The 22,825-nt window shown below is 73.7% G+C and carries 18 protein-coding genes and 1 pseudogene; 16 read left to right on the forward strand and 3 right to left on the reverse strand.

All coding sequences use genetic code 11. The annotated features are described in order from the left end of the window. Window positions 1-108 precede the first annotated feature (108 nt). The 4 genes from HA039_RS27190 to HA039_RS27205 all read left to right on the forward strand — a co-directional run bounded on the left by HA039_RS27190 (window position 109) and on the right by HA039_RS27205 (window position 4,120). Window positions 109-1,374, forward strand: a complete 1,266-nt coding sequence (locus tag HA039_RS27190; protein WP_167033981.1) for a glycosyltransferase — start codon at window positions 109-111, stop codon at window positions 1,372-1,374. Next, on the forward strand, window positions 1,371-2,252 hold the full coding sequence (locus HA039_RS27195) for a hypothetical protein (protein WP_243869774.1): 882 nt from the start codon (window positions 1,371-1,373) through the stop codon (window positions 2,250-2,252). The genes HA039_RS27190 and HA039_RS27195 overlap by 4 nt, the downstream gene beginning before the upstream one ends. A gap of 87 nt (window positions 2,253-2,339) precedes the next feature. Continuing rightward, window positions 2,340-3,503, forward strand: a complete 1,164-nt coding sequence (locus HA039_RS27200; RefSeq protein ID WP_167033982.1) for a glycosyltransferase — start codon at window positions 2,340-2,342, stop codon at window positions 3,501-3,503. A 401-nt stretch (window positions 3,504-3,904) separates the two neighbouring features. Beyond that, window positions 3,905-4,120, forward strand: coding sequence for an I78 family peptidase inhibitor (locus tag HA039_RS27205; protein WP_167033983.1), 216 nt, complete (start codon window positions 3,905-3,907; stop codon window positions 4,118-4,120). Between the two features lie 128 nt (window positions 4,121-4,248). Here the strand turns inward: HA039_RS27205 and HA039_RS27210 are convergent, their stop codons facing one another. Next, a complete protein-coding gene (locus HA039_RS27210; protein WP_167033984.1) occupies window positions 4,249-5,241 on the reverse strand; it encodes a phosphatase PAP2 family protein in 993 nt (330 codons plus the stop codon). Between the two features lie 436 nt (window positions 5,242-5,677). Here HA039_RS27210 and HA039_RS27215 point away from each other — a divergent pair, with 436 nt between their 5' ends. Both HA039_RS27215 and HA039_RS27220 read left to right on the forward strand, forming a co-directional pair. Next, window positions 5,678-7,426 carry an MFS transporter gene (locus HA039_RS27215; RefSeq protein WP_167033985.1) on the forward strand — a complete coding sequence of 583 codons (1,749 nt, stop codon included), beginning with the start codon at window positions 5,678-5,680 and terminating at the stop codon, window positions 7,424-7,426. Between the two features lie 146 nt (window positions 7,427-7,572). Then, a complete protein-coding gene (locus HA039_RS27220) occupies window positions 7,573-8,760 on the forward strand; it encodes an acyl-CoA dehydrogenase family protein (RefSeq protein WP_167033986.1) in 1,188 nt (395 codons plus the stop codon). Window positions 8,761-8,817: 57 nt separating this feature from the next. Here the strand turns inward: HA039_RS27220 and HA039_RS27225 are convergent, their stop codons facing one another. Then, on the reverse strand, window positions 8,818-9,249 hold the full coding sequence (locus HA039_RS27225) for a cell division protein SepF (RefSeq protein WP_167033987.1): 432 nt from the start codon (window positions 9,247-9,249) through the stop codon (window positions 8,818-8,820). Window positions 9,250-9,486: 237 nt separating this feature from the next. Between HA039_RS27225 and HA039_RS27230 the strand changes: the two genes are divergently transcribed. From HA039_RS27230 to HA039_RS27260, 7 genes and pseudogenes are all read left to right on the forward strand, one after another. Then, window positions 9,487-10,644: a DUF5685 family protein gene (locus tag HA039_RS27230; RefSeq protein ID WP_167033988.1), complete on the forward strand. Its 1,158-nt coding sequence runs from the start codon at window positions 9,487-9,489 to the stop codon at window positions 10,642-10,644. A gap of 399 nt (window positions 10,645-11,043) precedes the next feature. After that, window positions 11,044-12,939 (forward strand): annotated as a pseudogene (locus tag HA039_RS27235) (FAD/NAD(P)-binding protein); the annotation flags it as partial. A 440-nt stretch (window positions 12,940-13,379) separates the two neighbouring features. Continuing rightward, on the forward strand, window positions 13,380-14,453 hold the full coding sequence (locus HA039_RS27240) for an LLM class flavin-dependent oxidoreductase (RefSeq protein ID WP_167033989.1): 1,074 nt from the start codon (window positions 13,380-13,382) through the stop codon (window positions 14,451-14,453). Next, window positions 14,450-15,796 carry an NtaA/DmoA family FMN-dependent monooxygenase gene (locus HA039_RS27245; protein ID WP_167033990.1) on the forward strand — a complete coding sequence of 449 codons (1,347 nt, stop codon included), beginning with the start codon at window positions 14,450-14,452 and terminating at the stop codon, window positions 15,794-15,796. Before HA039_RS27240 ends, HA039_RS27245 begins: the two co-directional genes overlap by 4 nt. Before the next feature lie 5 nt (window positions 15,797-15,801). Next, complete coding sequence (locus tag HA039_RS27250) at window positions 15,802-16,623, forward strand: DUF1684 domain-containing protein (RefSeq protein ID WP_167033991.1); 822 nt, start codon at window positions 15,802-15,804, stop codon at window positions 16,621-16,623. A gap of 233 nt (window positions 16,624-16,856) precedes the next feature. After that, window positions 16,857-17,765 carry a S1 family peptidase gene (locus tag HA039_RS27255; RefSeq protein WP_167033992.1) on the forward strand — a complete coding sequence of 303 codons (909 nt, stop codon included), beginning with the start codon at window positions 16,857-16,859 and terminating at the stop codon, window positions 17,763-17,765. A 133-nt stretch (window positions 17,766-17,898) separates the two neighbouring features. Then, window positions 17,899-18,378, forward strand: a complete 480-nt coding sequence (locus HA039_RS27260) for a hypothetical protein (RefSeq protein WP_167033993.1) — start codon at window positions 17,899-17,901, stop codon at window positions 18,376-18,378. A 31-nt stretch (window positions 18,379-18,409) separates the two neighbouring features. Here the strand turns inward: HA039_RS27260 and HA039_RS27265 are convergent, their stop codons facing one another. Next, entirely contained in the window at window positions 18,410-19,315 is a 906-nt protein-coding gene (locus HA039_RS27265) for a DUF4231 domain-containing protein (protein ID WP_167033994.1), read from the reverse strand. 231 nt (window positions 19,316-19,546) lie between these two features. Between HA039_RS27265 and fxsA the strand changes: the two genes are divergently transcribed. The 3 genes from fxsA to HA039_RS27280 are packed head-to-tail and all read left to right on the forward strand — an operon-like array spanning window position 19,547 to window position 22,760. Further along, complete coding sequence (gene fxsA, locus HA039_RS27270) at window positions 19,547-19,711, forward strand: FxSxx-COOH cyclophane-containing RiPP peptide (protein WP_167033995.1); 165 nt, start codon at window positions 19,547-19,549, stop codon at window positions 19,709-19,711. Window positions 19,712-19,720: 9 nt separating this feature from the next. Beyond that, complete coding sequence (gene fxsBH, locus HA039_RS27275) at window positions 19,721-21,973, forward strand: radical SAM/SPASM protein FxsBH, inactivated beta-hydroxylase extension form (protein ID WP_208298721.1); 2,253 nt, start codon at window positions 19,721-19,723, stop codon at window positions 21,971-21,973. Beyond that, window positions 21,966-22,760: an AAC(3) family N-acetyltransferase gene (locus HA039_RS27280; RefSeq protein WP_167033996.1), complete on the forward strand. Its 795-nt coding sequence runs from the start codon at window positions 21,966-21,968 to the stop codon at window positions 22,758-22,760. The genes fxsBH and HA039_RS27280 overlap by 8 nt, the downstream gene beginning before the upstream one ends. The last annotated feature ends 65 nt before the right edge of the window (window positions 22,761-22,825 follow it).

Genomic DNA, 22,825 nt, shown 5'->3' on the forward strand with positions numbered 1-22,825 from the left:
CGGCACCGGATCACGCGAATCTGCTCGAAATCGGCACCGAACGCTCCATTCGAGCGTCTAACCGACCGAGCCGATACGACCGGGACGACCAGGGGGACCCACCCACGTATGCGCCTTTCCTTCCTGCTCCACAACGCCTACGCCGTCGGCGGGACGATCCGGGCGACGTTCACGCTCGCCGCCGCGCTGGCCGAGCGGCACGAGGTCGAGATCGTCTCGGTCTTCCGGCACCGCGAGGAACCCGCCCTGGGCGCCCCCGCCGGGGTCGGCCTGCGCCACCTGGTCGACCTGCGGTCCGGCAGCCCCGGGTACGACGGCGAGGCCGCCGAGCACGGACCGGCCCGGATCTTCCCGGTCGGCGACAGCAGGTACCGGCAGTACAGCGCCCTCACCGACCACCGGATCGGCGCCCACCTGCGCTCCCTGGAGGCGGACGTCGTCATCGGCACCCGCCCCGGGCTCAACGTCCACCTCGCCCGGCAGGCGCCCCGCGGCCCGGTCCGGATCGGCCAGGAGCACCTGAGCCTCGACGCCCACGCCGGCCGCCTGCGCCGCGAGATCCGCCACCGCTACCGGCTGCTCGACGCCGTCACCACCGTCACCGAGGCCGACGCCCGCGCGTACCGGACGGGGCTGCGGCTGCCCGGCGTACGGATCACGGCGATCCCCAACGGCGTGCCCGCGCCCACCGTCGCCCCCGCCGACTGCACCGGGAAATGGGTCGTCGCGGCCGGCCGGCTCACCCAGGTCAAGCGGTACGACCTGCTGGTACGGGCCTTCGCCGGGGTGGTGGAGGTCCGCCCCGACTGGCGCCTGCGGATCTACGGCTCCGGCGACGCGTCCGGCAACGAGAAGGACACGTTGCGCGCGCTCGTCGAGGAGCACGGACTGCACGAGCACGTCCTGCTGATGGGGTCCGCCGACCCGCTGGAGGCGGAGTGGGTCAAGGGATCGGTCGCCGCCGTCACCTCCGGCCGGGAGTCCTTCGGCATGACCATCGTCGAGGCGATGCGCTGCGGCGTCCCGGTCGTCGCGACCGACTGCCCGCACGGCCCCGCCGAGATCATCGAGGACGGTGTCGACGGGCGGCTCGTGCGCAACGGGGACGTCGCCGCGATCACCGGCGGGCTGCTCGCGCTGATCCAGGACGACGCGCTGCGCGGACGCGCCGGCCGGGCGGCGCTCACCGCGTCCGCCCGGTTCGACCCGGCGCTGGTCGCCACCCGCCACGAGGCGCTCTTCGCCGAGCTGGCCAGGGGCTCCCGCGGCAGGTGGCACGACTCGCTGCACCGCGGCCGCGGCGCCGTGCTGGCCCGCGCGCACGCCGCGCGCAACCTCGCAGTCGACGTGATCCGGAAGGGCAGGACCGCATGACTCAGGACGACGTGACGCAGGAGAGCGTGGCGCGGGACGACGCGACCGGGCGGAACGGACGGCGAGGGGGACGAGCGGAACGCGTCGCGGACTGCATCGCCGACTCCGCGGGCGGCATCACCTTCGACGTCGCGGGCGCCGCCGGACCCGCCGCGGCGCTCGTGCTGCGCCGCCGCGACGGCGCCCCCGCCGACGGCACCGACCGGGAGGTACGGCTGCCGCTGACCGGAGGCGGCGGTCCGGGGCGGGCGCTGCGGGCCGTGCTGCCCAGCACCGTCCACCTGGCCGAGGGGTACTGGGACGTCAGGACCGGCGCCGACGGCGAGCACGCCGTGCGCCCCGGGGTCAGGGACGTCCGGGCGCTCGTCGACCGCGTCCCCGGCCAGGACCGGGTCACCGCCCGCATCCCGTACCCCACGGGCGACGGCCGGCTCGCCGTCCGCAGCTGGGTCCGCACCCCGCACGCCGAGGCCGGCGCGATCCGCTGCGACCGGGGCACGATGACGGTCGGGGGAGTGCTGTACGGCGCCGAGGCGCGGCCCGGCGCGGTGGCCGAGGCGCGGCTGAGCGGCGGCGGCCGGGTCCACCGGGTCCCGGTCACCGGACGGGGCTCGTCCTTCGCCTTCACGCTGCCGTACGCCCTCCTGGCGGACGCGCCGGTCGAGCGGCGGCTGGGCTGGGACCTGTGGCTGCGGCCCGCGCCGGACGCGGACGGGATCAGGATCTCGCGCATCCTGGACGACATCTGGGACAAGCGGAACATCCTGGTCTACCCCCGCTTCGTCCGCCCGTCGCCCGACGCCTGGTCGGCCACCCCCTGCTACACCGCCGACAACGGCCTCCGCGTACGCCTGGAACCCGCCCCGGACCGGCCCTGACAAGCCCTGACGAGCGCTGACAGGCCTTGATCGGGACTTGACGGGGGCTTTGCCGGGCCCCCAGGTCATCCGCCTACGTTGTCCTATATGCGCATACTTTTCTCCGCCACCCCGCAGCACGGCCACGTCCTCCCGCTGCTCCCTCTCGCCCGCGCGTTCCGGGACCGGGGCGACACGGTCGCGGTCATGACCGGTGACGCCCTCGCCTCCGTCTTCGCTTCGGAGGACATCGAGTTCCTCGGCGTCGGACCCGCGGTCGACGTGCTGTTCGAGGAGGCGTCCCGCAGGACGGGCGGCCACGACGACCGGGGAGAGCCCGCCCCCACGTTCGTCGGGGAGTTCTTCGGCGGCACCCGCGTCGACCTGACCGCCGATGACGCCCTCGCCGCCGCCCGCGCCTTCGGCCCCGACCTGATCGTCGCGGAGTCCTGCGACTTCGTCGGCCCGCTCGTCGCGGCGGCGCTCGGCGTCCCGGTCGCCACGCACGCCCTCGGCCCGGCGCTCCCCGCCGCGTTCGTCGACAACATGGCGGCCGTCGCGGGGACCCGCTACAAGAGCCGAGGCCTGGAGGCGACCCCGGCCCGGTGGTACGTCGACACCTGCCCCGAGGCGATCCAGGCCCCCGGCCTGCAGGCCCCCGGCCTGCAGGCCCCGGCAGGCCGGCTCGCGATGCGGCCGGAAGCGCACCAGGGCCCCGGCGCCTCCGGGAAGCCCGACCCGGAGCCCGCGCGGGCGGCGGACGGTGGGAAGCGGGTCCTGGTCACGTTCGGCACGTACTTCGCCGACCCCGATGTCCTCGGCCCCATCCTGCGGGAGCTCGCCGCGTCCGACGTCGACCTGCGGGTCACGCTGGGCCTGACGGCCGGACCGGACGACTACGACCTCGACGCCGACAGCGGCAAGGTCACGTTCGTCGGCTTCACCCCGCTCGCGGAACTGCTGGGCGGCGTCGACCTCGTCGTCACCCACGGCGGCGCCGGCACCACCATCGGGGCGCTGTCCCGCGGCCTGCCGCTCGTCGTGGTGCCCCAGGGCGCCGACCAGTTCCTCCAGGCCGCCATGGTCGAGGCCACGGGCACGGGCGTCGCCGTCCAGCCCGCCGACGCCACCCCCGAAGCCGTCGCCCGCGCCGCCGCCGACGTGCTCGCCGACCCGGCGTACGCCGCCCGCGCCCGCGAGATCGCGGACCAGGTCGCCGACCTGCCCGCGCCCGCCGAGGTCGCCGAGCAACTGGCCGGCGCCCTGAGCTGACCGCCCCGGGGCCGGCCACGGGGCGGCTCGCGCCGTCAGCCCTGCCGGGTACTGACGCGGCACTTACTTGAGAGCGAAGTGACCGAAATCGATCGGATCGGGCGTGTTCGCCGTCGGTGGGTCATGCGGGGGAATCGTGAATTCCGCATGGTCCGACAATTCGCCGCCGTTCTTGCGGGCACGGTACGGACCCGAATTCGGTAAGGGTGAATTTATCTGATCTTAGAGGGTAGGGAATTACTCCTTCGTGCCGAATCAGGGGGCCGAACGAGTGAAGTCGGGGCGCTCCGGCGCCGTCCGCGATCCTGTGACACAAGTGTGACGGCGGACCGGCCGGAAGAGGCCGGGTCCCGCGATTGCCCGGCTTCCTTCCGTGCCCGGGGGCGCCTACCGTGAGTGGCATGGGACCCACACCGGACGCTCAGGACCAGCCTTCCGACGACCTCGGCGCGTACGTCGGCCTGGACGCCGACGACGCCGGGAACAGGGCCCGGCGGCGGGGCTGGACAACGGTCCGGTCGGTGCCGCCGGGCGCGATCATCACGATGGAGTACGTGGTGGGGCGCATCAACTTCGAGGTCGCGCACGGCCGGGTGGTGCGCTGCTGGCGCGGCTGAGACGCCTGCCCGCGGGAAGGGGCCACCAGCGCTCCCGTGGCACGCGAGAGGCCCCCGGCATCGGCCGGGGGCCTCTCGCGTGCCACGGGAGCGTCCTGGAGACCCCGCCGGGCCGCCAGGAGGGCCGCTCAGCCCCCGGTCACCGGCCGCGAGCGCGGCGGGCGGCGGCTGCCGGCCGGGGCGGCGGGCGTACGTTCCGAGCGGACCGCGTGCGGGCGCGGCTGGGTGAGCTGCGACGGGGACCGTCCCGCGCCCGCCCGCCCCGGGTGACCGGCGCCGATCGGTTCGCGCGGGGTGTCGTCGTCCTCGGCGTGCCCGGGCCGGACCGGGACCGGTCGCGGGCCGCCCGCGGCCACCGGGGCCTGCGCCGCGAGACTCCTGCGGGCGCGCAGCCGGTCCAGGACGGAGTCCCGTACGGCGAGGATCGCGCGCTCCATCCGGCCGATCATCGGCTCGCACCACGGCAGGGCCAGCAGGATCAGCAGTCCCGCCGCCCAGCCCAGCAGCACGTCGCTCAGCCAGTGCGTACCGAGGTACACGGTGGTCGCGCCGACCCCCAGGGCCACCATGGACGAGGTGATTGACAGGTAGCGCCTGGCCCGGGGCGTACTGGCCAGGTAGGCCAGGATTCCCCAGGTCACGACGGCGTTGGCGGTGTGTCCCGAAGGAAATATATCGCCGCCCGCGAACAGCTCGGCCGAGCCGATCTGGGTCGCGTAGTGGGGGCCGAGCCGGCCGAGGCCGATCTTGACCGCGCCGACCGTGATGTTGAGCAGCAGCAGGGCCGTGCCGAGGGCCAGCAGGGGCCGCACCGTGTGCTGGCGCCAGGAGCGCCACCCCAGCCAGGCCGCGATCATCACGGCGGTGGGGCCGCGCTGCCCGAGCACCACGAAGTAGTCGAGGAAGGCGTGGAGTCCCGGCCATTGCTGGTACGGCCGGAACAGCATGACCTTCCAGTCGAGAGTCACCAGCCAGGAAGAGGAGAGCACGGCCACGACGATGGCGAGATAGAACGCCAACGTCCCGCCGAGGAGAGCCTTGCGGGTGCGACTCATCCGCGGGATCTCTATCTTCGGCGGCTCCAGCTCCCGATCCAGGCGGGCAAAGATGTTGGTGCGCACGCAATCGACGTTACAGCGAGTGAGTGACCGAACAGGGCGATCAGGTCTCTTTGTGATGACGATGTGATGTGGAGTATGTCTCAGGTCACGGTTTATCCGGCCCGGTTCCCGAAATCCATGTGACCTCGAACCCTATTAATCGGCATGGCGTTCGCGGAACCGTCTTTGTGCGGAACAGAATTAGTTCACCGGGATGCCGCGTGGAATTTCCCTGCCGCTCGCGGGGGCGCCGGCCGCACCCCGGGGCGTCCGGTGTGGCGCACGCCACACCGGAGCCCCCGAACGGTGAGACCTGCACCACGTGACATGCGCGTTCCCTCGCGTACTGTGGCGGATCACCCGCGCGTCGATGCGGGGTCGCCGCGGAACCGCCCCTGCCGGGCCGGGATCCCGGCCGGCCCTCCGAGCGCGGGGGGACGCATCGGGAGGTACTCAGATGACCGGGACCACCACGGCCGCGGCGCGGTCGCGCGCCGCCGTCGGCGGTGCCAACCGCTGGGTCGTCCTGGTCGTCCTCTGCGTCAGCCTGCTGCTGGTCGCGCTCGACGCGACCGTCCTGCACGTGGCCGTCCCCTCCGTCACCGAGGACCTGCACCCCAGCGGCGTCCAGCTCCTCTGGATCGTGGACGCCTACCCGCTGGTCTGCGCCGCGCTGCTGATCCTCTTCGGCACCCTCGGCGACCGCATAGGGCGCCGGCGCGTCCTCCTGCTCGGGTACGGGTTCTTCGCCGCCGCTTCTGCCGTCGCCGCCTTCTCGGACTCGCCCATGGTGCTGATCGGGGCCCGCGCCCTGCTCGGCGTCGGCGGCGCGATGATCATGCCGGCCACCCTCTCCATCCTCCGCGCGGTCTTCCCCGACCGGCGCGAGCGGGCGGTGGCCATCGGGGTGTGGACGGCGGTCGCCGCGGTCGGCGCCGCCGTCGGACCCGTCCTCGGCGGCTTCCTCGTCGAGCACTTCTGGTGGGGCTCGGTCTTCCTGATCAACCTCCCGCTGCTGGCCGTCATCCTGCCGCTCGGCCGCCTGGTGCTCCCCGAGTCCAAGGGCAGCTCCGACGGCCCCTGGGACGTGCTCGGCGCCCTGATGGCGGCGGCGGGCGTGCTCGGCCTCGTCTTCGGCGTGAAACGCCTCGGCGCCGGCGAGCACCCCCTCGGCCTCGCGACCCTCGTACCGCTCTGCGCCGGAGCCGCCCTGCTGGTCCTCTTCGTACGGAGGCAGCGCCGCCGCGCCAACCCGCTGATCGACATGCGCATGTTCGCCAGGCCCACCTTCTCCGTCTCCATCGGCTGCATCGTCCTCGCGATGCTCGCGCTGGTCGGCCTGGAGCTGATCGCCGTCCAGTACCTCCAGCTCGTGCTGGGGCTCAGCCCGCTGGAGACCGGGCTGCGGCTCCTGCCGCTCACCTTCGCCGCGATGGCCGCGGGCGCCACCGGATCGCTCACCCTGCGCCGGGTGGGCCCCCGCCGGATGGTGTCCGGGGGCTTCGTCCTCACCGCCGCCGCCGTCCTGCTCCTCGTGATGATGGGCCAGCACGACCGGCCGGGCCTGCTGACCGCCGCCTTCGTCCTGCTCGGCTTCGGGGTGCAGTCCACGCTCTTCGGCGCCTACGAGTCGATGCTCAGCGAGGCCCCCGCCGAACAGGCCGGCGGGGCCGCCGCCATAGGCGAGACGTCGTACCAACTGGGCGCGGGCATGGGCATCGCCCTGCTCGGCAGCGTGATGAACGCGTCCTACGCGCCCGCCATGTCCTCCGTGAAGGGCGTCCGCAAGGCGGACGGCACGGCCGCCTCCCAGTCCCTGGGCGAGGCCTACCAGGTCGCGAACCGGCTGGGCGGACCCGCCGGCGACTCCCTGCGCAGCGCCGCCCGCCACGCGTACGTGCACGGTCTCCACGTCACCCTGCTGGTCAGCGCCGGCCTGCTGCTCCTCGGGGCCCTCGCCGCCCTGCGGCTGCCCCGGATCATGGAGTGCGCGGCGCCCGGCGCCGACACCGCCGCCGGGACACCCGAGGCGGTGGCCGTCCCGGCGGCCGCGATACCGGAACAGCGGCCGCGGGAGCGTCACGTACCGGACCTGCGCAAGGCCGCCGCGTCCCGCGCCCCGGCCGACCGGGCCGAGCCACCGGGGAAGCAGCAGCCCGCGCCCGGCCGGCGGACCGCCCTGGTACCCCGCGGCCCGTCCCGCTGACGCCCGGCCCGCCGACGGCCCGTCCCACGGGTGGCGGCCCGTCCCACGGGCGTTGCGGTCGCCGCGGCGGCGCCGTAACGTCTGCGCCGAGCCGCAACTAACACCGCTAGTTTCATGAGCCGCGCGAGCCGCCGGAGGCAGCCCCCATGCCCGTACCGTCCTTCGACCCCGGTGATCCGCTCGGCCTCGACGACCTGCTCGACCCGGAGGACCTGGCGATCCGGGACACCGTCCGCGCCTGGGCGGCCGACCGCGTCCTGCCGCACATCGCCGAGTGGTACGAGAAGGGCGAGCTGCCCGTCCTGCGCGAACTGGCCCGGGAACTCGGCGAACTGGGCGCGCTCGGCATGTCCCTGACCGGATACGGCTGCGCGGGCGCGACCGCCGTGCAGTACGGGCTCGCCTGCCTGGAGCTGGAGGCCGCCGACTCCGGCATCCGCTCCCTCGTCTCGGTCCAGGGCTCCCTGGCCATGTACGCGATCCACCGTTACGGCTCCGAGGAGCAGAAGCTGCGGTGGCTGCCCGGCATGGCGGCCGGCGAGCTGATCGGCTGCTTCGGCCTCACCGAACCCGACCACGGCTCCGACCCGGCCGGGATGCGCACCCGCGCCCGCCGGGACGGCACCGACTGGATCCTCGACGGCCGCAAGATGTGGATCACCAACAGCCCGGTGGCGGACGTCGCCGTCGTCTGGGCGCAGACGACCGAGCGGCCGGACGGGGTCCGCGGCTTCCTCGTCCCGGCCGGCACCCCCGGCTTCTCCGCCCCCGAGATCAAGCGCAAGTGGTCGCTGCGCGCCTCGGTCACCGGCGAACTGGTCCTCGACGGCGTACGGCTGCCGGCCGACGCCGTCCTCCCGGAGGTCACGGGGCTGCGCGGACCGCTCAGCTGCCTGAACCACGCGCGGTACGGGATCGTCTGGGGCTCCATGGGAGCCGCGCGCACCAGTTTCGAATCGGCGCTGGAGTACGCGCGGACGCGGGAGCAGTTCGGCCGGCCGATCGGCGGCTTCCAGCTCACCCAGGCCAAGCTCGCCGACATGGCCCTCGAACTGCACAAGGGCATCCTGCTCGCGCACCACCTGGGACGGCGGATGGACGCCGGCCGGCTCCGCCCGGAACAGGTCAGCTTCGGGAAGCTGAACAACGTGCGGGAGGCCATCGGGATCTGCCGTACCGCCCGCACGATCCTCGGGGCCAACGGGATCTCGCTCGACTACCCGGTCATGCGGCACGCGACGAACCTGGAGTCGGTCCTCACCTACGAGGGCACGGTCGAGATGCACCAGTTGGTCCTGGGCAAGGCGCTCACCGGTCTCGATGCCTTCCGGTGATCCGGGAGGTTCCCGGACGAAACCGGACAGGCCCGGGCGGACCGGTGCGCGCCCCGCTCAGCTCTGGTTGAAGAAGCCGTCCTGCGCGCGCCCCGCGGGGTCGCCGCTGACGATCTCGGTGTCGGCGGGGGTCAGCAGGAAGACCCGCGTGGCGACCCGCTCGATCGAACCGCGCAGTCCGAAGGCCAGCCCGGCGGCGAAGTCCACGACCCGCTTGGCGTCGGAGGGCTCCATGGCGGTGAGGTTCATGATGACCGGGGTGCCGGCCCGGAAGAGCTCGCCGATGTGCCGGGCGTCCCGGAAGCCGTCCGGGGAGACCGTGGCGATCCTGCGGTCCTCGGGAACGGCCTGGGAAGCGACCCGCGCCCGGGGGTCGGTCTTCCAGGTGTCGTCGCTCTCCGCACCCTCGGCGTACTCGTCGTCGTAGTAACGCTCGTCGTTGTCCTCGACGAGGCCCAGCCAAGCACTCGCCTTGCGCACCGATCCCATGGACGCCTCCTCTCACCGCGGTCACTAGTGGTTCCGCACTCCCTATGGTCGACCATGATGCGGATTCCGCGCCAAGGGGATAGCCGCCGCACAGGGGATTCGTGACGGTACTGGTGCAGAAGATGTGGCGGTTCGTCAAGGTTCCTCCTGCGTACGGGCCCTGAGGCGGTGCAAAATATGACGTTCCGGCCAGATGGGTGACGCGGGGGTCGTACGGGTGAACGGGGGGTCGATACGATGCTCTGCGCACAGACGAACGACTCCGGGGGGACCGTCGTGTTCGGGATCGTCAGACCATGCACACACCGCCTCACCGACGGCCTCAAGGCCGAGTGGACGGCCCATCTCTGCGGAATGTGCCTCGCACTTCGCTCCGACCACGGACAGCTGTCCCGGGTCGTCACCAACTACGACGGCCTGATCGTCTCGGTCCTGACGGAGGCTCAGACCGGACCCGACCCGGCCCGGCGGCGCACCGCGGGCCCCTGTCCGCTGCGCGGCATGCGGACCGCGCCGGTCGCCCGGGGGGAGGGCGCGCGCCTCGCCGCCGCCGTCTCACTGGTCCTGGCGTCGGCGAAGGTACGGGACCACGTGGCCGACGGGGACGGGCTGTTGAAGCGCAAGCCGCTGGCCGCCGCCGCGCGCCGGGTCGCCACCGGCTGGGACCGGGCGGGCGCCCGCACCGGCGCGCGGCTGGGATTCGACACGTCCGTCCTGGTCGACGCCGTCGACCGGCAGCAGGGCATCGAGGCCCTCGCCGGTCCCGGCACCGCGCTGCCGGCCGTCACCGAGCCGACCGAGACGGCGACCGGCGCCGCCTTCGCGCACACCGCCGTCCTCGCGGGCCGGCCGGGCAACCGCGCGCCGCTGACCGAGGCCGGACGGCTCTTCGGACGGCTCGCCCATCTGCTGGACGCCGTGGAGGACCAGGAAACCGACGCAGCGTCAGGAGCCTGGAACCCGCTGACCGCGACCGGTACGAGCAGGGCGGAGGCCCGCAGGCTCGCCGACGACGCCGTGCGCGGCGTCCGTCTCGCCCTGCGGGACGCGGAGTTCGCCGACGGCCGGCTCGCGCACGTCCTGCTCGCCCACGAACTGCGCGTGTCCGTGGACCGGGCGTTCGGCACGACGGCGTGCGCGCACCCCACGACGGGTACGCCGCAGGGGCCGCACCCCGGGCCGCCCCGGCCCGGACCGCGCGGGTTCCTGGCCGGCTGCGCGGCCTTCGTCGGCCTGTGCTGCACCTGCCGGATGTGCTGCGCGGAGAGCTACGAGGGCCCGTGGTCACGCAAGGACCGGGAGGGCATCTGCCGTGACTGTGACTGCGACTGCTGTGACTGCTGCAACTGCGATTGCGACTGTTGTGGATGTGACGGCTGCGGCTGCGACTGCTGACCGGACGGGCCGGAGGAGGAGAGCGGGAAAGCGGGAGCGAGGGGGGTGACGCGGGGAACGACGCATGTGAAGGCACGCGGGAGACGGCGGACGAGCGCCGGTGGTACGGAGGCCGTGCAGGGCGTCAGCTCAACAGGACGAGGACCACACTCGACCGAAGTCGATGTGGGAGCGGGTGACCAGCCACTGCTGCGCATACATGTGCCAAGTGGAACAGGCATCCGTTTGCGCGTCAACCGAGTACCCCCGGAGGCCCGGAGTGTGGACAAGCTTGACAGCGGACCGTACGGAGCCCTTAGCCTCGGGGCTGTGAGTGGACCCCGCTGAGGGGCTCGGTCCACCCGCGTCAGCCGTGAAGGCACATCCCGTGTTCGATCCCTGTATCCACGGAGCCTTCGCATGCCTGTGCCCTCGCACCCCACCCGTACCCCCGCCCTGACCCGGTCCGTCGTCGTGGTCGGCGCGGGTCCGCGCGGCACGGGGTTCCTCGAACGGTTCGCCGCCAACGCGCCCGCCCTGTACGACGGACGGCCGCTCGACATCCACCTCGTCGACCCGTTCCCCCCGGGCGGCGGCCGGATATGGCGCCGCGCGCAGTCGCCGCTCCTCTGGATGAACTCGATGGCCGAGGACGTCACCATGTTCACCGACGACTCCGTGCTGCTCGACGGCCCCGTCACCGAAGGGCCCGCCCTCCACGAATGGGCACGGGACGTGGGGGAGGGCAGGGCCGGCCTCTCCGAGGAGACCGTGCGCGCCGACCCGGGACTGCGCGCCGAGATAACGGCCCTGAGCGGCCAGGCCTTTCCCAGCAGGCGGGTGCAGAGCGCCTACCTGAGCTGGGTGTACGAGCGGACGGTGGCCGCCCTCCCGCCCGGCGTCACCCTGCACCGCCACCCGACCCGCGCCCTGCGCGTCGGCGGACCGCGCGACGGCAGGCAGAGCGTCTGGCTGGAGGACCGCACCGAACCGCTCCCCGCCGACCTGGTGGTCCTGACCCTCGGGCATCTCGACGCCGAACCGGAGCCCGAGCACGTGGAACTGGCGGCGTTCGCCCGGCGGCACGGGCTGGTGCACGTACCGCCCGACTTCACCGCCGACAGCGACCTGTCCGCCCTGCCCGCCGGCGAACCGGTGATCGTGCGCGGCTTCGGCCTCGCCTTCGTGGACCTCATGGTGCTGCTCACCGAGGGCCGCGGCGGGCGCTACTCCGAGGCGCCGGAGGGGGAGGGGGCCAGTGAGGAGCTGGTCTACCACCCCTCCGGGCGGGAGCCGGTGCTGTACGTGGGGTCGCGGCGCGGTGTCCCGTACCACTCCAAGCTCGGGTACGGCCTGACCGGCGAGAGACCGCCGCTGCCGCGCTTCCTCGGGCCCGGCCAGATCGACGAGCTGCTCCGCCTGCCCCGGCCGCTCGACTTCCGGCGCGACGTCCGGCCCCTGGTCGACAAGGAGCTGGGCTTCGCCCACTACCACCGGCTCTTCACCGCCCACCCCGAGCGCACCCGCATGGCCTGGACCGACTTCGAGGAGAAGTACGCCGCCGCCGCGCCCGGCAGTCCGGAGCTGGACGCCCTCACGGCCGCCGCCGTGCCCGACCCCGCCGACCGGCTCGACCTCGCCCTCCTCGACCGCCCGCTGGCCGGGGTGACCTTCGCGTCGCACGAGGCGCTCCAGGACGGGCTGCGCGCCTACGTCACCGCCGACCTCGCGCGCCGCCACGACCCGGCCCACAGCGCCGACCTCGCCGTGTTCTTCGGACTGCTCTCCGTCTACGTGCAGTTGACCCGGCTCGGCGACCTCGGGGACCTGGGCGGCCAGTGGCACGGCTTCTTCAGCTACCTCGCCTCGGGGCCGCCGGGACCCCGGCTGCGCCAGCTCCTCGCCCTGTCCCGGGCCGGGATCGTCCGCTTCCTCGGCGCCGACACCACGGTCGAGGCCGACGAGCGGAACGGCGTCTTCCGGGCGGGTGGCGCGTCCGTGCCCGGCCACCACGTCGAGGCGCGCGCCCTGGTCGAGGCCCGGCTCCCCGACCCGTCGCCCGAGCGCACCCGCAGCCCGCTGCTGCGCGCGCTGTACGAGGAGGGGGCCGCCGCCACCTCCGCCGGGCTGGTCCGGGTCGACCCCGGCGACGGGCGGCTCGTCGAGAGCGACGGGCGCCCGCACCCGCGCCGCTTCGCGCTGGGCCCGTACACGACCGCGCGCTCCAGCGGCGCCTTCACCCGCCCCCGTACCGGCGGCCCCGCCTTCCGCCAGAACGACGACGTCGCCCGCGCGATCCTGTCCTTCCTGCGCAACCCGGCGGACGACCGAGACCCGGCGGACGACCGAGACCCGGCCGACGACCGGGACCCCGCGGACCGACCGAATCCCACCGGCCACCGGGATCCCACCGACCACCCGGACCCCGTCGGCCACCACGACCCGGGGGACGACCGGGAACCGGCCGACCACCGGGAACCCACCTACGGCGGGGACACCACCGACCACCGGGACCTGGCCGACGACCGGGATCCCACCGACCACCAGGACCCGGCCGGCCACAGGGATCCCGTCGGCGACCCGGACCCGGCCGATCACCCGGACCCAGCCGGCCACCACGACCCGGGGGACGCCGGCCGTACCGGTCGTCCGCGGGTGGGGTCCGGCTCCTGACCCGCCGCCGTCCGAACCGACGCCGCGTGCCCCGCTGTTGCCCGGCCGGGCGCAGCCCCCCCCGAAGCTGAGAGGCCCTGACATTGCCCGCCACCCGACCCCTGCATCTCGCCGCCGAGATCGGCGGTCCGCCGCGGTACGACGCCGCCGATTACGTCGCCCTCGCCCGCCTCGCCGAGCGCGGCGCCCTCGACTTCGTCACCCTCCAGGACTCGTTCACGCGGCCCGGCCTCGACGCGCTCGCCGTCCTGGCCCGGGTCGCCCCGGCCACCGAGCGGATCGGGCTGGTCGCGACGGTCACCACCACCCACACCGAGCCGTTCCACGTCTCCTCCGCCGTCGCCACCCTGGACTGGGTGAGCCGCGGCCGGGCCGGCTGGGTGGTCGACGTGTCGACCACCCCCGCGCAGGCCCGGCTCTTCGGCCGCCGCCACGCGGCGCCCCCCGAGGCCCTGTGGCGGGAGGCCGGCGAGGTCGCCGAGGTGGCGGCGCGGCTGTGGGACAGCTGGGAGGACGACGCCGAGATCCGCGACACGTCGACAGGGCGCTTCGTCGACCGGGACAAGCTCCACCATGTCGACTTCGAGGGCGGCATGTTCACCGTCCGGGGCCCGGCGATCGTGCCGAGGCCCCCGCAGGGCCACCCGGTCACCGTCGTGGACGCGGCCGGCGAGCACAGCGAGGAGACCGCCGCGCGCCACGCGGACGTCGTCCTCATCCGGGCCACCCGCCCGGAGGAGGCGGCCGCGATCCGCGAGCGGCTCCGCGCCCGCGCCGCCGCCCACGGCCGGCGCCCCGACGCCCTGCGGGTCCTCGCCGCCCTCACGGTCAACCTCGGCGACGGCGAACGCCCCGCGGAACCGGGGCTGGAGAGCGCGCCCCGTACCACCGGCGGCGCCGGCGGACCCTACTACCGCGGCGGCCCCGTCGACCTCGCCGAACTCATCGCCGGCTGGCACCGGGGCGGCGCCGTCGACGGCTTCCACGTCGCCCCCGAGGAACCGGCCCGCGACCTCGAACGGGTCGTCAACGGAACGGTCGCGCTGCTCCAGCACCGCAGCCGGTTCCGCACCTTCTACCCGGGCGGCACCCTCCGCGAGCACCTGGGCCTGACCCGCCCCGCCAACCGGTACGCCCACGCCGGGGGAGCCTCATGACCACCGGAGCCCCCGGTCCGACGGCCCCCGCCGGCCGCAGGACCGTCCACCTCGCCGCCCACTTCCCCGGCGTCAACAGCACCACCGTCTGGGCCGACCCCCGCGCGGAGTCGCAGATCGCGTTCTCCTCCTTCGAACGGCTGGCCCGCACCGCCGAACGCGGCCTGTTCGACTTCTTCTTCCTCGCCGAGGGACTGCGGCTGCGCGAACACAAGGGCCGCATCCACGACCTGGACGTCGTCGGCCGGCCCGAGTCGCTCACCGTCCTCAACGCCCTCGCCGCCGTCACCGACCGGCTCGGCCTCGCCGCCACCGTCAACGCCACCTTCAACGAGCCCTTCGAACTCGCCCGCAGGCTCGCCACCCTCGACCGCCTCAGCGAGGGCCGCGCCGCCTGGAACGTGGTGACCTCGTCCGACGCCTTCACCGGGGAGAACTTCCGGCGCGGCGGCTACCTCGACCGCGCCGACCGCTACACCAGGGCCGCCGAGTTCGTCGCCACCGCCCGCGAACTCTGGGACTCCTGGACCCCGGCCACGCCCGCCTCCCCGTACGGCGTCCCGCGCCCCTTCGCGCACACGGGCCGGCACTTCGAGATCGAGGGCGAGTTCACCGTCCCCCGCTCCCCGCAGGGCCACCCCGTCGTCATCCAGGCCGGTGACTCCGAGGAGGGCAGGGAGTTCGCCGCCGCCACCGCCGACGTCGTCTTCAGCCGCCACAGCACCCTGGAGGCGGGCCGCGCCTTCTACGCCGACACCAAGGCCCGGCTGGCGCGCCACGGCAGGCGGCCCGCCGACCTCAAGATCATGCCCGGCGCGACCTACGTCCTCGGCGACACCGACGCCGAGGCCCAGGAACACGCCGCCGAGATCCGCCGCCAACAGGTTTCCCCGCAGAACGCCCTCCTCGCCCTCGAACGCGTCTGGGGCCGCGACCTCTCCGCGTACGACCCCGAAGGACCGCTCCCGGACATCGACCCCGACCCCGCCGCCGTCATCGCCCAGGGCCGGGTGACCGACGGCGACCCGCTCGCCGTCGCCGCGCGCTGGCGCGCCCTGTCCGAGGCCAAGGGGCTCTCCATCCGGGGGACGGTCATCGAGACCACCGCCCGGCAGACCTTCGTCGGCAGCCCCCGGACGGTCGCCGAGGCGCTCGACACGTTCGTCCAGCGGGAGGCGGCCGACGGCTTCATCCTCATTCCCCATCTCACCCCGGGCGGCCTGGACGACTTCGTCGACCGGGTCGTACCGCTGCTCCAGGAACGCGGTGTCTTCCGCACGGAGTACGCGGGGACCACCCTGCGGTCCCACCTGGGGCTTCCCGACCCCGTCCGGAAAGGCTGACCAGCATGACCACCGACACGACCGGCGCACCCGCCACGGCGACCGGCACCGACCCGGCCCAGGACTGGAAGCGCTGGCACGAACAGCGCGTCTTCACCGTCTCCGCGCCGTACGGCTCGCTCTCCCTCACCGGCACCCACTGGCTCACCGACTTCCCCGAAGGCCGCCTGCCCGCGATCCCGGGCGTGTGGCGCGCGGACGGCGACGCGGTGGTGCTCACCGCCGCGGCCGGCGACGGGCTCACCGCCGACGGCGCGCCGCTGACCGGGGAGATCCGGCTGACCGCCGACACCGGGGCGTTCGAGGACGCCAGGATCGCGGCCGGGGCGCGCCGGCTCGTCGTACTGCGCCGCGAAGGCCTCTGGGCGGTACGCGACTTCGACCCCGGTTCCCCGGCGCGGCGCGCGTTCCTGGGCATCGAGGCCGCCCCGTACGACGGCGCCTGGGCGCTGACCGGGCACTTCCGGCCCTACGCGAGCCGGACAGTGGTGCTCCCCAATGCGGACGGGCGGGAGCGGGACTTCACGCTCGGCGGTGAGATCTCCTTCTCCGTGGACGGTACGGAGCACACCCTGCAGGCCGCCGTGGAGCCCGACGGCTCCCTCTGGGTGGTGTTCGCCGACACGACCAGTGGGACGGACAGCTTCCGGTTCCGCTTCCTGCGGCCGCCGGCCCCGGACGCGGACGGCACGGTGCGCGTCGACCTCAACCGGGCGGTGCTGCCGCCGTGCGCTTTCGCGGACCACTTCCTCTGCCCGTTCCCGCCGCCGGGCAACCGGCTCCCGATCGCGGTCCCGGCCGGTGAACGGCGGCTCGTGACCGGCTGATCCGGCACTTCCCGCCCTCCCGCACCACCCGTCGCGGTGGCCGGGAGGGCGGCCTTGCGCCCGGGAGCGGGCGGCCTCGATACTCCCGAACAGTGCTGGGCCGTCTCTTCCGGATCCTGCCGGGAGACTCCTGTCGGGGACAGGCAGGGGACAAGGACAGGCGCCCCGGCCGCGTCCCACGGGCCCGGGCACCCCCACCGCCGGGCCCCCGATCCCCCTCGGAGGAACGACACGTGAGGACCAAGCGCACCAACTCCCCGGGCTTACGGCCCGGAACGGCCCGGCTGTTCGCCGCCGCCACCGGACTCGTGGCCGCCGCCGCGCTCGCGATACCGGCCACGGCGGCCGGCGCCCAGGAGCGGGCCACCGTCCTCGGCGCCGAGTCGCTCACCGCGGCGAGCGACGCCGTCCTCGCCGCCGACGTGCCGGGCACCGCCTGGTACACCGACCGGGCGAGCGGTGAACTGGTCGTCACGGCCGACCGGACCGTCTCCGCGGAAGGGATCGCGTCGATCCGGCGGGCGGCCGGGGCCGACGCCGGGGCGCTGCGCGTCGAACGCGTCCCCGGCACACTCTCGCGCCTCATATCCGGCGGCGACGCCGTCTACACCCCGGGCGGGCGGTGCACCGTGGGATTCAACGTACGAAGCGGCTCCACCTACTACTTCCTGACGGCCGGTCACTGCACCGAGGGCTATCCGCCCTGGTACGCGGACCCGGCGCACACCATCAGCATCGGCCCCACGGTGGGCTCCAGCTTCCCGGGGAACGACTACGGCCTCGTCCGGTACGACAACCCGGCCGTGACCCACCCCGGCACGGTCGGCACCGTCGACATCACCGGCGCCGCCAACGCGACGGTCGGCATGCCCGTCACACGCCTCGGCTCCACCACCGGGGTCCACACCGGCACGGTCACCGCCCTGAACGCCACGGTCAACTACGGCAACGGCGACATCGTGTCCGGCCTGATCCGTACCAACGTCTGCGCGGAACCGGGCGACAGCGGCGGCCCGCTCCACTCGGGCGGCCGGGCCATCGGCCTGACGTCGGGCGGCAGCGGCAACTGCACCTCGGGCGGCACCACGTACTTCCAGCCCGTCACGGAGGCACTGACCGCCTACGGGGTCAGCGTCTACTGACGGCGGCGCCCCCGGCCCGTGGCGGGGCCGGGGTGGCCGAAGCCCGCGGGGGAGCCCCTGTCCCGGCCGGACGGGAGCTCACCTCTGCGACAATGCCAGGTGGTCGGTGGGACGGAACGGGGGGCCGCGGGCAGTGAAACGCATCGGAGTGACCGGTCACCGCGACATCCCCGCGGCGGCCAGAGCGCACATCAGGGCCGCCATCGCGGCCGTGCTCCGCGGCCATCCGGGCTCGCTGGAGGCGCTCTCCAGCCTGGCGGCCGGCGCGGACCAGCTGTTCGCGGACCTCGCGCTCGACCAGGGCGCGGAGCTGACCGTCGTCATCCCCAGCGGGGACTACGAGGACGGCTTCGACGACCCCGAGGAGCTGGCCCGCTACCGGGACCTCAAGGACCGGGCCACCCTGGAGGTCAGGATGGCGTTCCCGCACTCCACGGACGAGGCCTACTACGCGGCGGGCGCGTACATCGCCGACCACTGCGACCGGCTGCTGGCGGTGTGGGACGGCCGCCCGGCCCGCGGTCTCGGCGGGACGGGCGACATCGTGCGGTACGCGCGCGAGCGCGGGAAGCCGGTGACGGTGATCTGGTGCGAGGGTGTGGAGCGGGCCTGACACGCGCCCGCCCCTCCCGGGTTCCGGAGCGTCAACTCCGGTGCCGTACCAGCCAGTCCGTGTGCTGGGGCGAGACGATCCGCTCGGTCTCGTACACGGCGTTCGCCCACTGCGCCTCGGTGACCATCGTCGCCATCGCCGTGTGCATCGCCGCGAGGTCGTCCTCGACCAACGAGTGGGCGGAGATGAGGGGTTGGTGCCGCCGGATCTCGCTCCACGCCAGGCAGGCCGCCGCGGACGCCGACAACAGCGCCAGCACGGCGGAGGAGCCGGTGACGGAGAAGCTGCGCAGCACGGCCAGGAAGAGCGCCAGCAGGGTGATGAGGGTGATGGTCACCCCCCAGAGGGTGGAGGCGTGACGGGAGATCACCGTGCGCCGGTGGTACCAGTTCCGCTGCTCGATGAGCCGGTCCCTGACGTACGTCTCCTTGCGGGCGGTGAACGACTTGTCCCGCAGCATCTGCATCGGGGGAGTGATGAGCTGCCCCGCCCCTGCCGGGGTCCCGTCGCCGTCCCGCGGGTCCTCCCAGCCCACCTTCTTGAGCTCCCGCAGGCCGGCCTCCATCCGGGTGGTGAAGAGCCCCGCGGGATCGTCGGCCGCGGAGTCGAAGGGGGCCCCGTGGACCGCGTACCGCCACGACATCGACTTGATGAACTCGGCCGCGGAGCGGTTGAGTTGCCAATGCGACTTTGCTCGGTGCCCGGCGGACCTGAGGGTGACCAGGAGTACGCCCGCGTACGCCAACGCGCTGAGTGCGCCCACGAGTTGGAACGTGCCCCCGAGCCTCCCCTCCCACGGCAGGGCGGCCAGCGCGGCGGCCACGACCAGGAGCACCAGTTGGCGGCGGTTGGCGTTGACCGCCTCGCGCTGGCGCCTGATGGCGATCGCGTCCGCATGGTGGAAGAGAACCGGCAGATCAGCGTTTCGGAAGACCATGCTGTGCAGTGGTCCGCGTAACTCGGCCATGTTCGCCCCCGTCTGCTGTGGTGTTGTCACTCGTTCAGATGAATGACGCCTTGCGCGCCGCGTCACGAATTTCCTGACAACGCTTTTGTCTCGGCCGCCCGCGCCGAGTTGCTGTACGAGTTCTGAAGAGTAAAGTCGAGCCGCTGACACTGCAACGGTGCCGTGTCTCCTGTTCGTACCTGATGATCAAGGACGGCCGTCGTGACCTTTCAGACCTCTGTCACCTTCGCTCCTGCGAAGAAGAACCGAGTCCCCCTCGCGGAGATCGACGTACGCGACACCGAGGTCGCCCAGAAGCTCAACCGGGTGCTTCCCATGCCCGTCGGCCGGGTCAAGCGCGTTTCGGCCTTCAACTCCGCCCTCTAGACTGGTGGAATGACAGGACCCCTGGTCCCATTCCGCGAGATCGTCTTAAAGGTCCACAGCCGGTGCGATCTCGCTTGTGACCACTGCTACATCTACGAACACGCCGACCAGAGCTGGCGCACCCGCCCGAAGGTGATCTCTGACGAGGCGATTTCCTGGACGGCTCTGCGACTGGCAGAGCATGCCAAGACCCATGCCCTGCCCTCCGTGTCAGTGATCCTGCACGGAGGGGAGCCTCTGCTCGCGGGCCCCGCCCGGCTGCGGCAGGTCTGTGCCGAGCTGACCGCGGCCCTCGACGGGATCGCCGCCCTCGATCTGCGCGTCCACACCAACGGGTTGCAGCTCTCTCCCCGTTATCTCGACCTGTTCGACGAGTTCGGCGTCCGGGTGGGCATCTCCCTGGACGGCGACCGGACGGCCAACGACCGCCACCGCCGCTACGCGGACGGCCGCAGCAGCCACCCCCAGGTCCTCAAGGCCGTCGCCCTGCTCCGCGAGGAGCGCTACCGCCACCTCGACCTCGGGCTGCTCTGCACGATCGACGCGGCCAACGACCCCCTCGCGGTGTACGACGCGCTGGCCGCCCTCGACCCGCCGCGCATCGACTTCCTGCTCCCGCACGCCACCTGGGACGACCCCCCGCCGCGCCCCGACGGCTCGCCCACGGCCTACGCCGACTGGCTGCTGACGATCTTCGACCGCTGGCAGGAGCAGGGCAGGCCCATGCCGGTACGGCTCTTCGAGTCGGTGCTCTCCACCCTCGGCGGCGGCCCCAGCCTCACCGAATCGCTCGGGCTCGCCCCCACCGACCTGGTCGTCGTGGAGACCGACGGCTCCCTGGAGCAGGTCGACTCCCTCAAGAGCGCCTACGACGGGGCGGCGGCCACCGGGTTCGACGTCTTCGCCCACACCTTCGACGAGGTCGCCGCCCACCCCGGCGTGCGGACCCGTCAGCTCGGCCTCGCCGGGGTCAGCGAGACCTGCCGGCAGTGCCCGGTCGTCCGCTCCTGCGGCGGCGGCCTCTACACCCACCGCTACGGCTCCGGAGCCGCGTCCGGGCCCGGGGCGGGACCCGCCGGGTTCGACCGGACCTCGGTCTACTGCGCCGACCTCGAAGCCCTGATCCGCGGGATCGAGTCCCGTACGGCCGCCGCGATCACCTCGCCCGCCGTCACGGACACCGGCGAACTGCTCGGCGCCCAGCTGGAACTGACCCGCTCGCTGCTCGCCGAGCTCCACTCCGAGCTGGCCGGCCGGGGCGGCGCCTCCTGGCAGGAGGCCTGGGAGCTGGCCGGGGAGGTGGAGCGGCGCTCCGACGCGCTGGACGAGCTGCTCGCCCACCCGTACACCCGGCCCTGGCTGGTCGACTCCGTCGCGGCCCTGCGCGAGGAGCGCCCGGAGGCGCCGGGCACCGCGCTCCGGCTGGCGGCCCATGTCGCCGCCGCCGTGATCCGCGGGGGCCTGGACCTGCCCGTGCGGGTCGGCCACCGGGACGGCTTCCTGCACCTGCCCACCCTCGGGGTGCTGCGCCTGGACGACGGGGCGGGGCGGTACGGCTCCCACGAGGAGGCCGAGGTACGCGTCGTGGAGCGGGGCTTCCTGGTGCGCGCCGGCGCGCGGGAGCTGCTGGTCGCGCGCCCCGAGGAGGCCACCCCGGACTGGCGGCCCGTGCGCCGGCTGGCCCGCGACGGCGCCCCCGGCCTCGCGCTCGACGACCTCGATCCGTACCGCGACCGCTTCGGCGCGCCCGTCCACCCCGGGCTCGGGGACGCGGCGGCGGCCGACTGGAGCGCCCGGCTCGCGGCGGCCTGGGGGCTGCTGCGGGACGCCGTACCGGACCAGGCGGCGGAGGCGGCGGGGACGCTGTCCACGCTGACGCCCCTGCTGTCGGCGGGCACCGGCGCGGCGGCCGACCCGCCCGGCTACGGCGCCCTCGGCCTCCCCGTCCACGGGGACGCCGGGGAGCTGGCGCTCGCGCTGCTGCGCGGCTTCCGCGCGGCGAAGCTGCGGGCGCTCACCGAAGTGACCGACCTGTACGCGCTGGACGGCGCGTGGAGCCGCCCCGCGCCCTGGCGGGACACGCCGGTCGCGGTGTCGGAGCTGCTGGCCGGGGCGTACGAACGGGTCGGTCTCGCGGCGTACGACGGCGCCTACCGGGACCACGCCCGCCGGGCGCTGGACACGCTGGAGGCCGCGGCCGAACTCACGGTCGGCGGGAAGAGCCTGCTGGCCGCCCTGTGGAAAGAGGTCGACCATGCCTGACGCGACGGACGAGGCGACGCCGGGGACGGTGGCCGCGCTGGTCGCCGATCTGAGGGCCCTCGGGGTCACGGAGGGGACGACCCTCCTCGTCCACGCCTCCCTGGGCTCCACCGGCCTCGCCCCCGACACCCTGCGCACCGCCCTGCTGACGGCCGTGGGCGACGCGGGCACCCTCGTCGTGCCCGCCTTCACGGAGGACAACTCCGATACCTCCTCGGCCCATCTGGCGCGCGTCCGGGGGAAGACACGCCGGGAGGCGGCCGCCTTCCGGGAGCGGATGCCGGCCTTCGACGCGGCGACCACGCCGTCCACGGGGATGGGCCGGCTGGCCGAGTCCGTGCGCACCCATCCGGGTGCGGTGCGCAGCGCCCATCCGCAGACCTCTTTCGCCGCCCTGGGACGCCGGGCGCGGGAATTGACCGCCGTCCATCCCCTGCACAGCCATCTGGGCGAGGACTCCCCGCTGGGCGCCCTGGCCGCGGCCGGCGCGCGGGTTCTGATGATCAATGTGGGATTCGCCGTCTGCACCGCGTTCCATCTCGCGGAATACCGGGTTGGCGCGCCCACCCGTTCGTATCGCTGTGTGGTGAAAGACCCTGACGGGATGGCGCGGTGGGTGGAATATGAGGATGTCACCCTCGACGACAGCGATTTTGATTCCATCGGCTCTTCGTTCCCCTGGGGTCTGGAACAGAAGGGACAACTGGGAGGAACATCCGCGCGGCTGTTCCCGATCAAGGATGCCGTTGATCACGCCGAGTCGTGGATGACCGAAAAGCGGCGTTGATTGACCGAACGTCAAGGGGAGGGAGTGGGCTCCGCTCCGGAATGATTAGTTCGCCAAGACACAGG

This window comes from Streptomyces liangshanensis (assembly GCF_011694815.1).
GTDB classification, from domain to species: Bacteria; Actinomycetota; Actinomycetes; order Streptomycetales; family Streptomycetaceae; genus Streptomyces; species Streptomyces liangshanensis.

Excerpts from the sequence above, each read along its gene's own strand:
- HA039_RS27215 (WP_167033985.1), top strand. The coding sequence starts at position 5,678 with ATGACCGGGACCACCACGGCCGCGGCGCGGTCGCGCGCCGCCGTCGGC.
- HA039_RS27200 (WP_167033982.1), top strand. The coding sequence starts at position 2,340 with ATGCGCATACTTTTCTCCGCCACCCCGCAGCACGGCCACGTCCTCCCG.
- HA039_RS27220 (WP_167033986.1), top strand. The coding sequence starts at position 7,573 with ATGCCCGTACCGTCCTTCGACCCCGGTGATCCGCTCGGCCTCGACGAC.
- HA039_RS27280 (WP_167033996.1), top strand. The coding sequence starts at position 21,966 with ATGCCTGACGCGACGGACGAGGCGACGCCGGGGACGGTGGCCGCGCTG.
- HA039_RS27230 (WP_167033988.1), top strand. The coding sequence starts at position 9,487 with ATGCTCTGCGCACAGACGAACGACTCCGGGGGGACCGTCGTGTTCGGG.
- HA039_RS27265 (WP_167033994.1), bottom strand. The coding sequence starts at position 19,315 with ATGGTCTTCCGAAACGCTGATCTGCCGGTTCTCTTCCACCATGCGGAC.
- HA039_RS27250 (WP_167033991.1), top strand. The coding sequence starts at position 15,802 with ATGACCACCGACACGACCGGCGCACCCGCCACGGCGACCGGCACCGAC.
- HA039_RS27245 (WP_167033990.1), top strand. The coding sequence starts at position 14,450 with ATGACCACCGGAGCCCCCGGTCCGACGGCCCCCGCCGGCCGCAGGACC.
- HA039_RS27195 (WP_243869774.1), top strand. The coding sequence starts at position 1,371 with ATGACTCAGGACGACGTGACGCAGGAGAGCGTGGCGCGGGACGACGCG.
- fxsBH (WP_208298721.1), top strand. The coding sequence starts at position 19,721 with ATGACAGGACCCCTGGTCCCATTCCGCGAGATCGTCTTAAAGGTCCAC.
- HA039_RS27190 (WP_167033981.1), top strand. The coding sequence starts at position 109 with ATGCGCCTTTCCTTCCTGCTCCACAACGCCTACGCCGTCGGCGGGACG.
- HA039_RS27205 (WP_167033983.1), top strand. The coding sequence starts at position 3,905 with ATGGGACCCACACCGGACGCTCAGGACCAGCCTTCCGACGACCTCGGC.
- HA039_RS27225 (WP_167033987.1), bottom strand. The coding sequence starts at position 9,249 with ATGGGATCGGTGCGCAAGGCGAGTGCTTGGCTGGGCCTCGTCGAGGAC.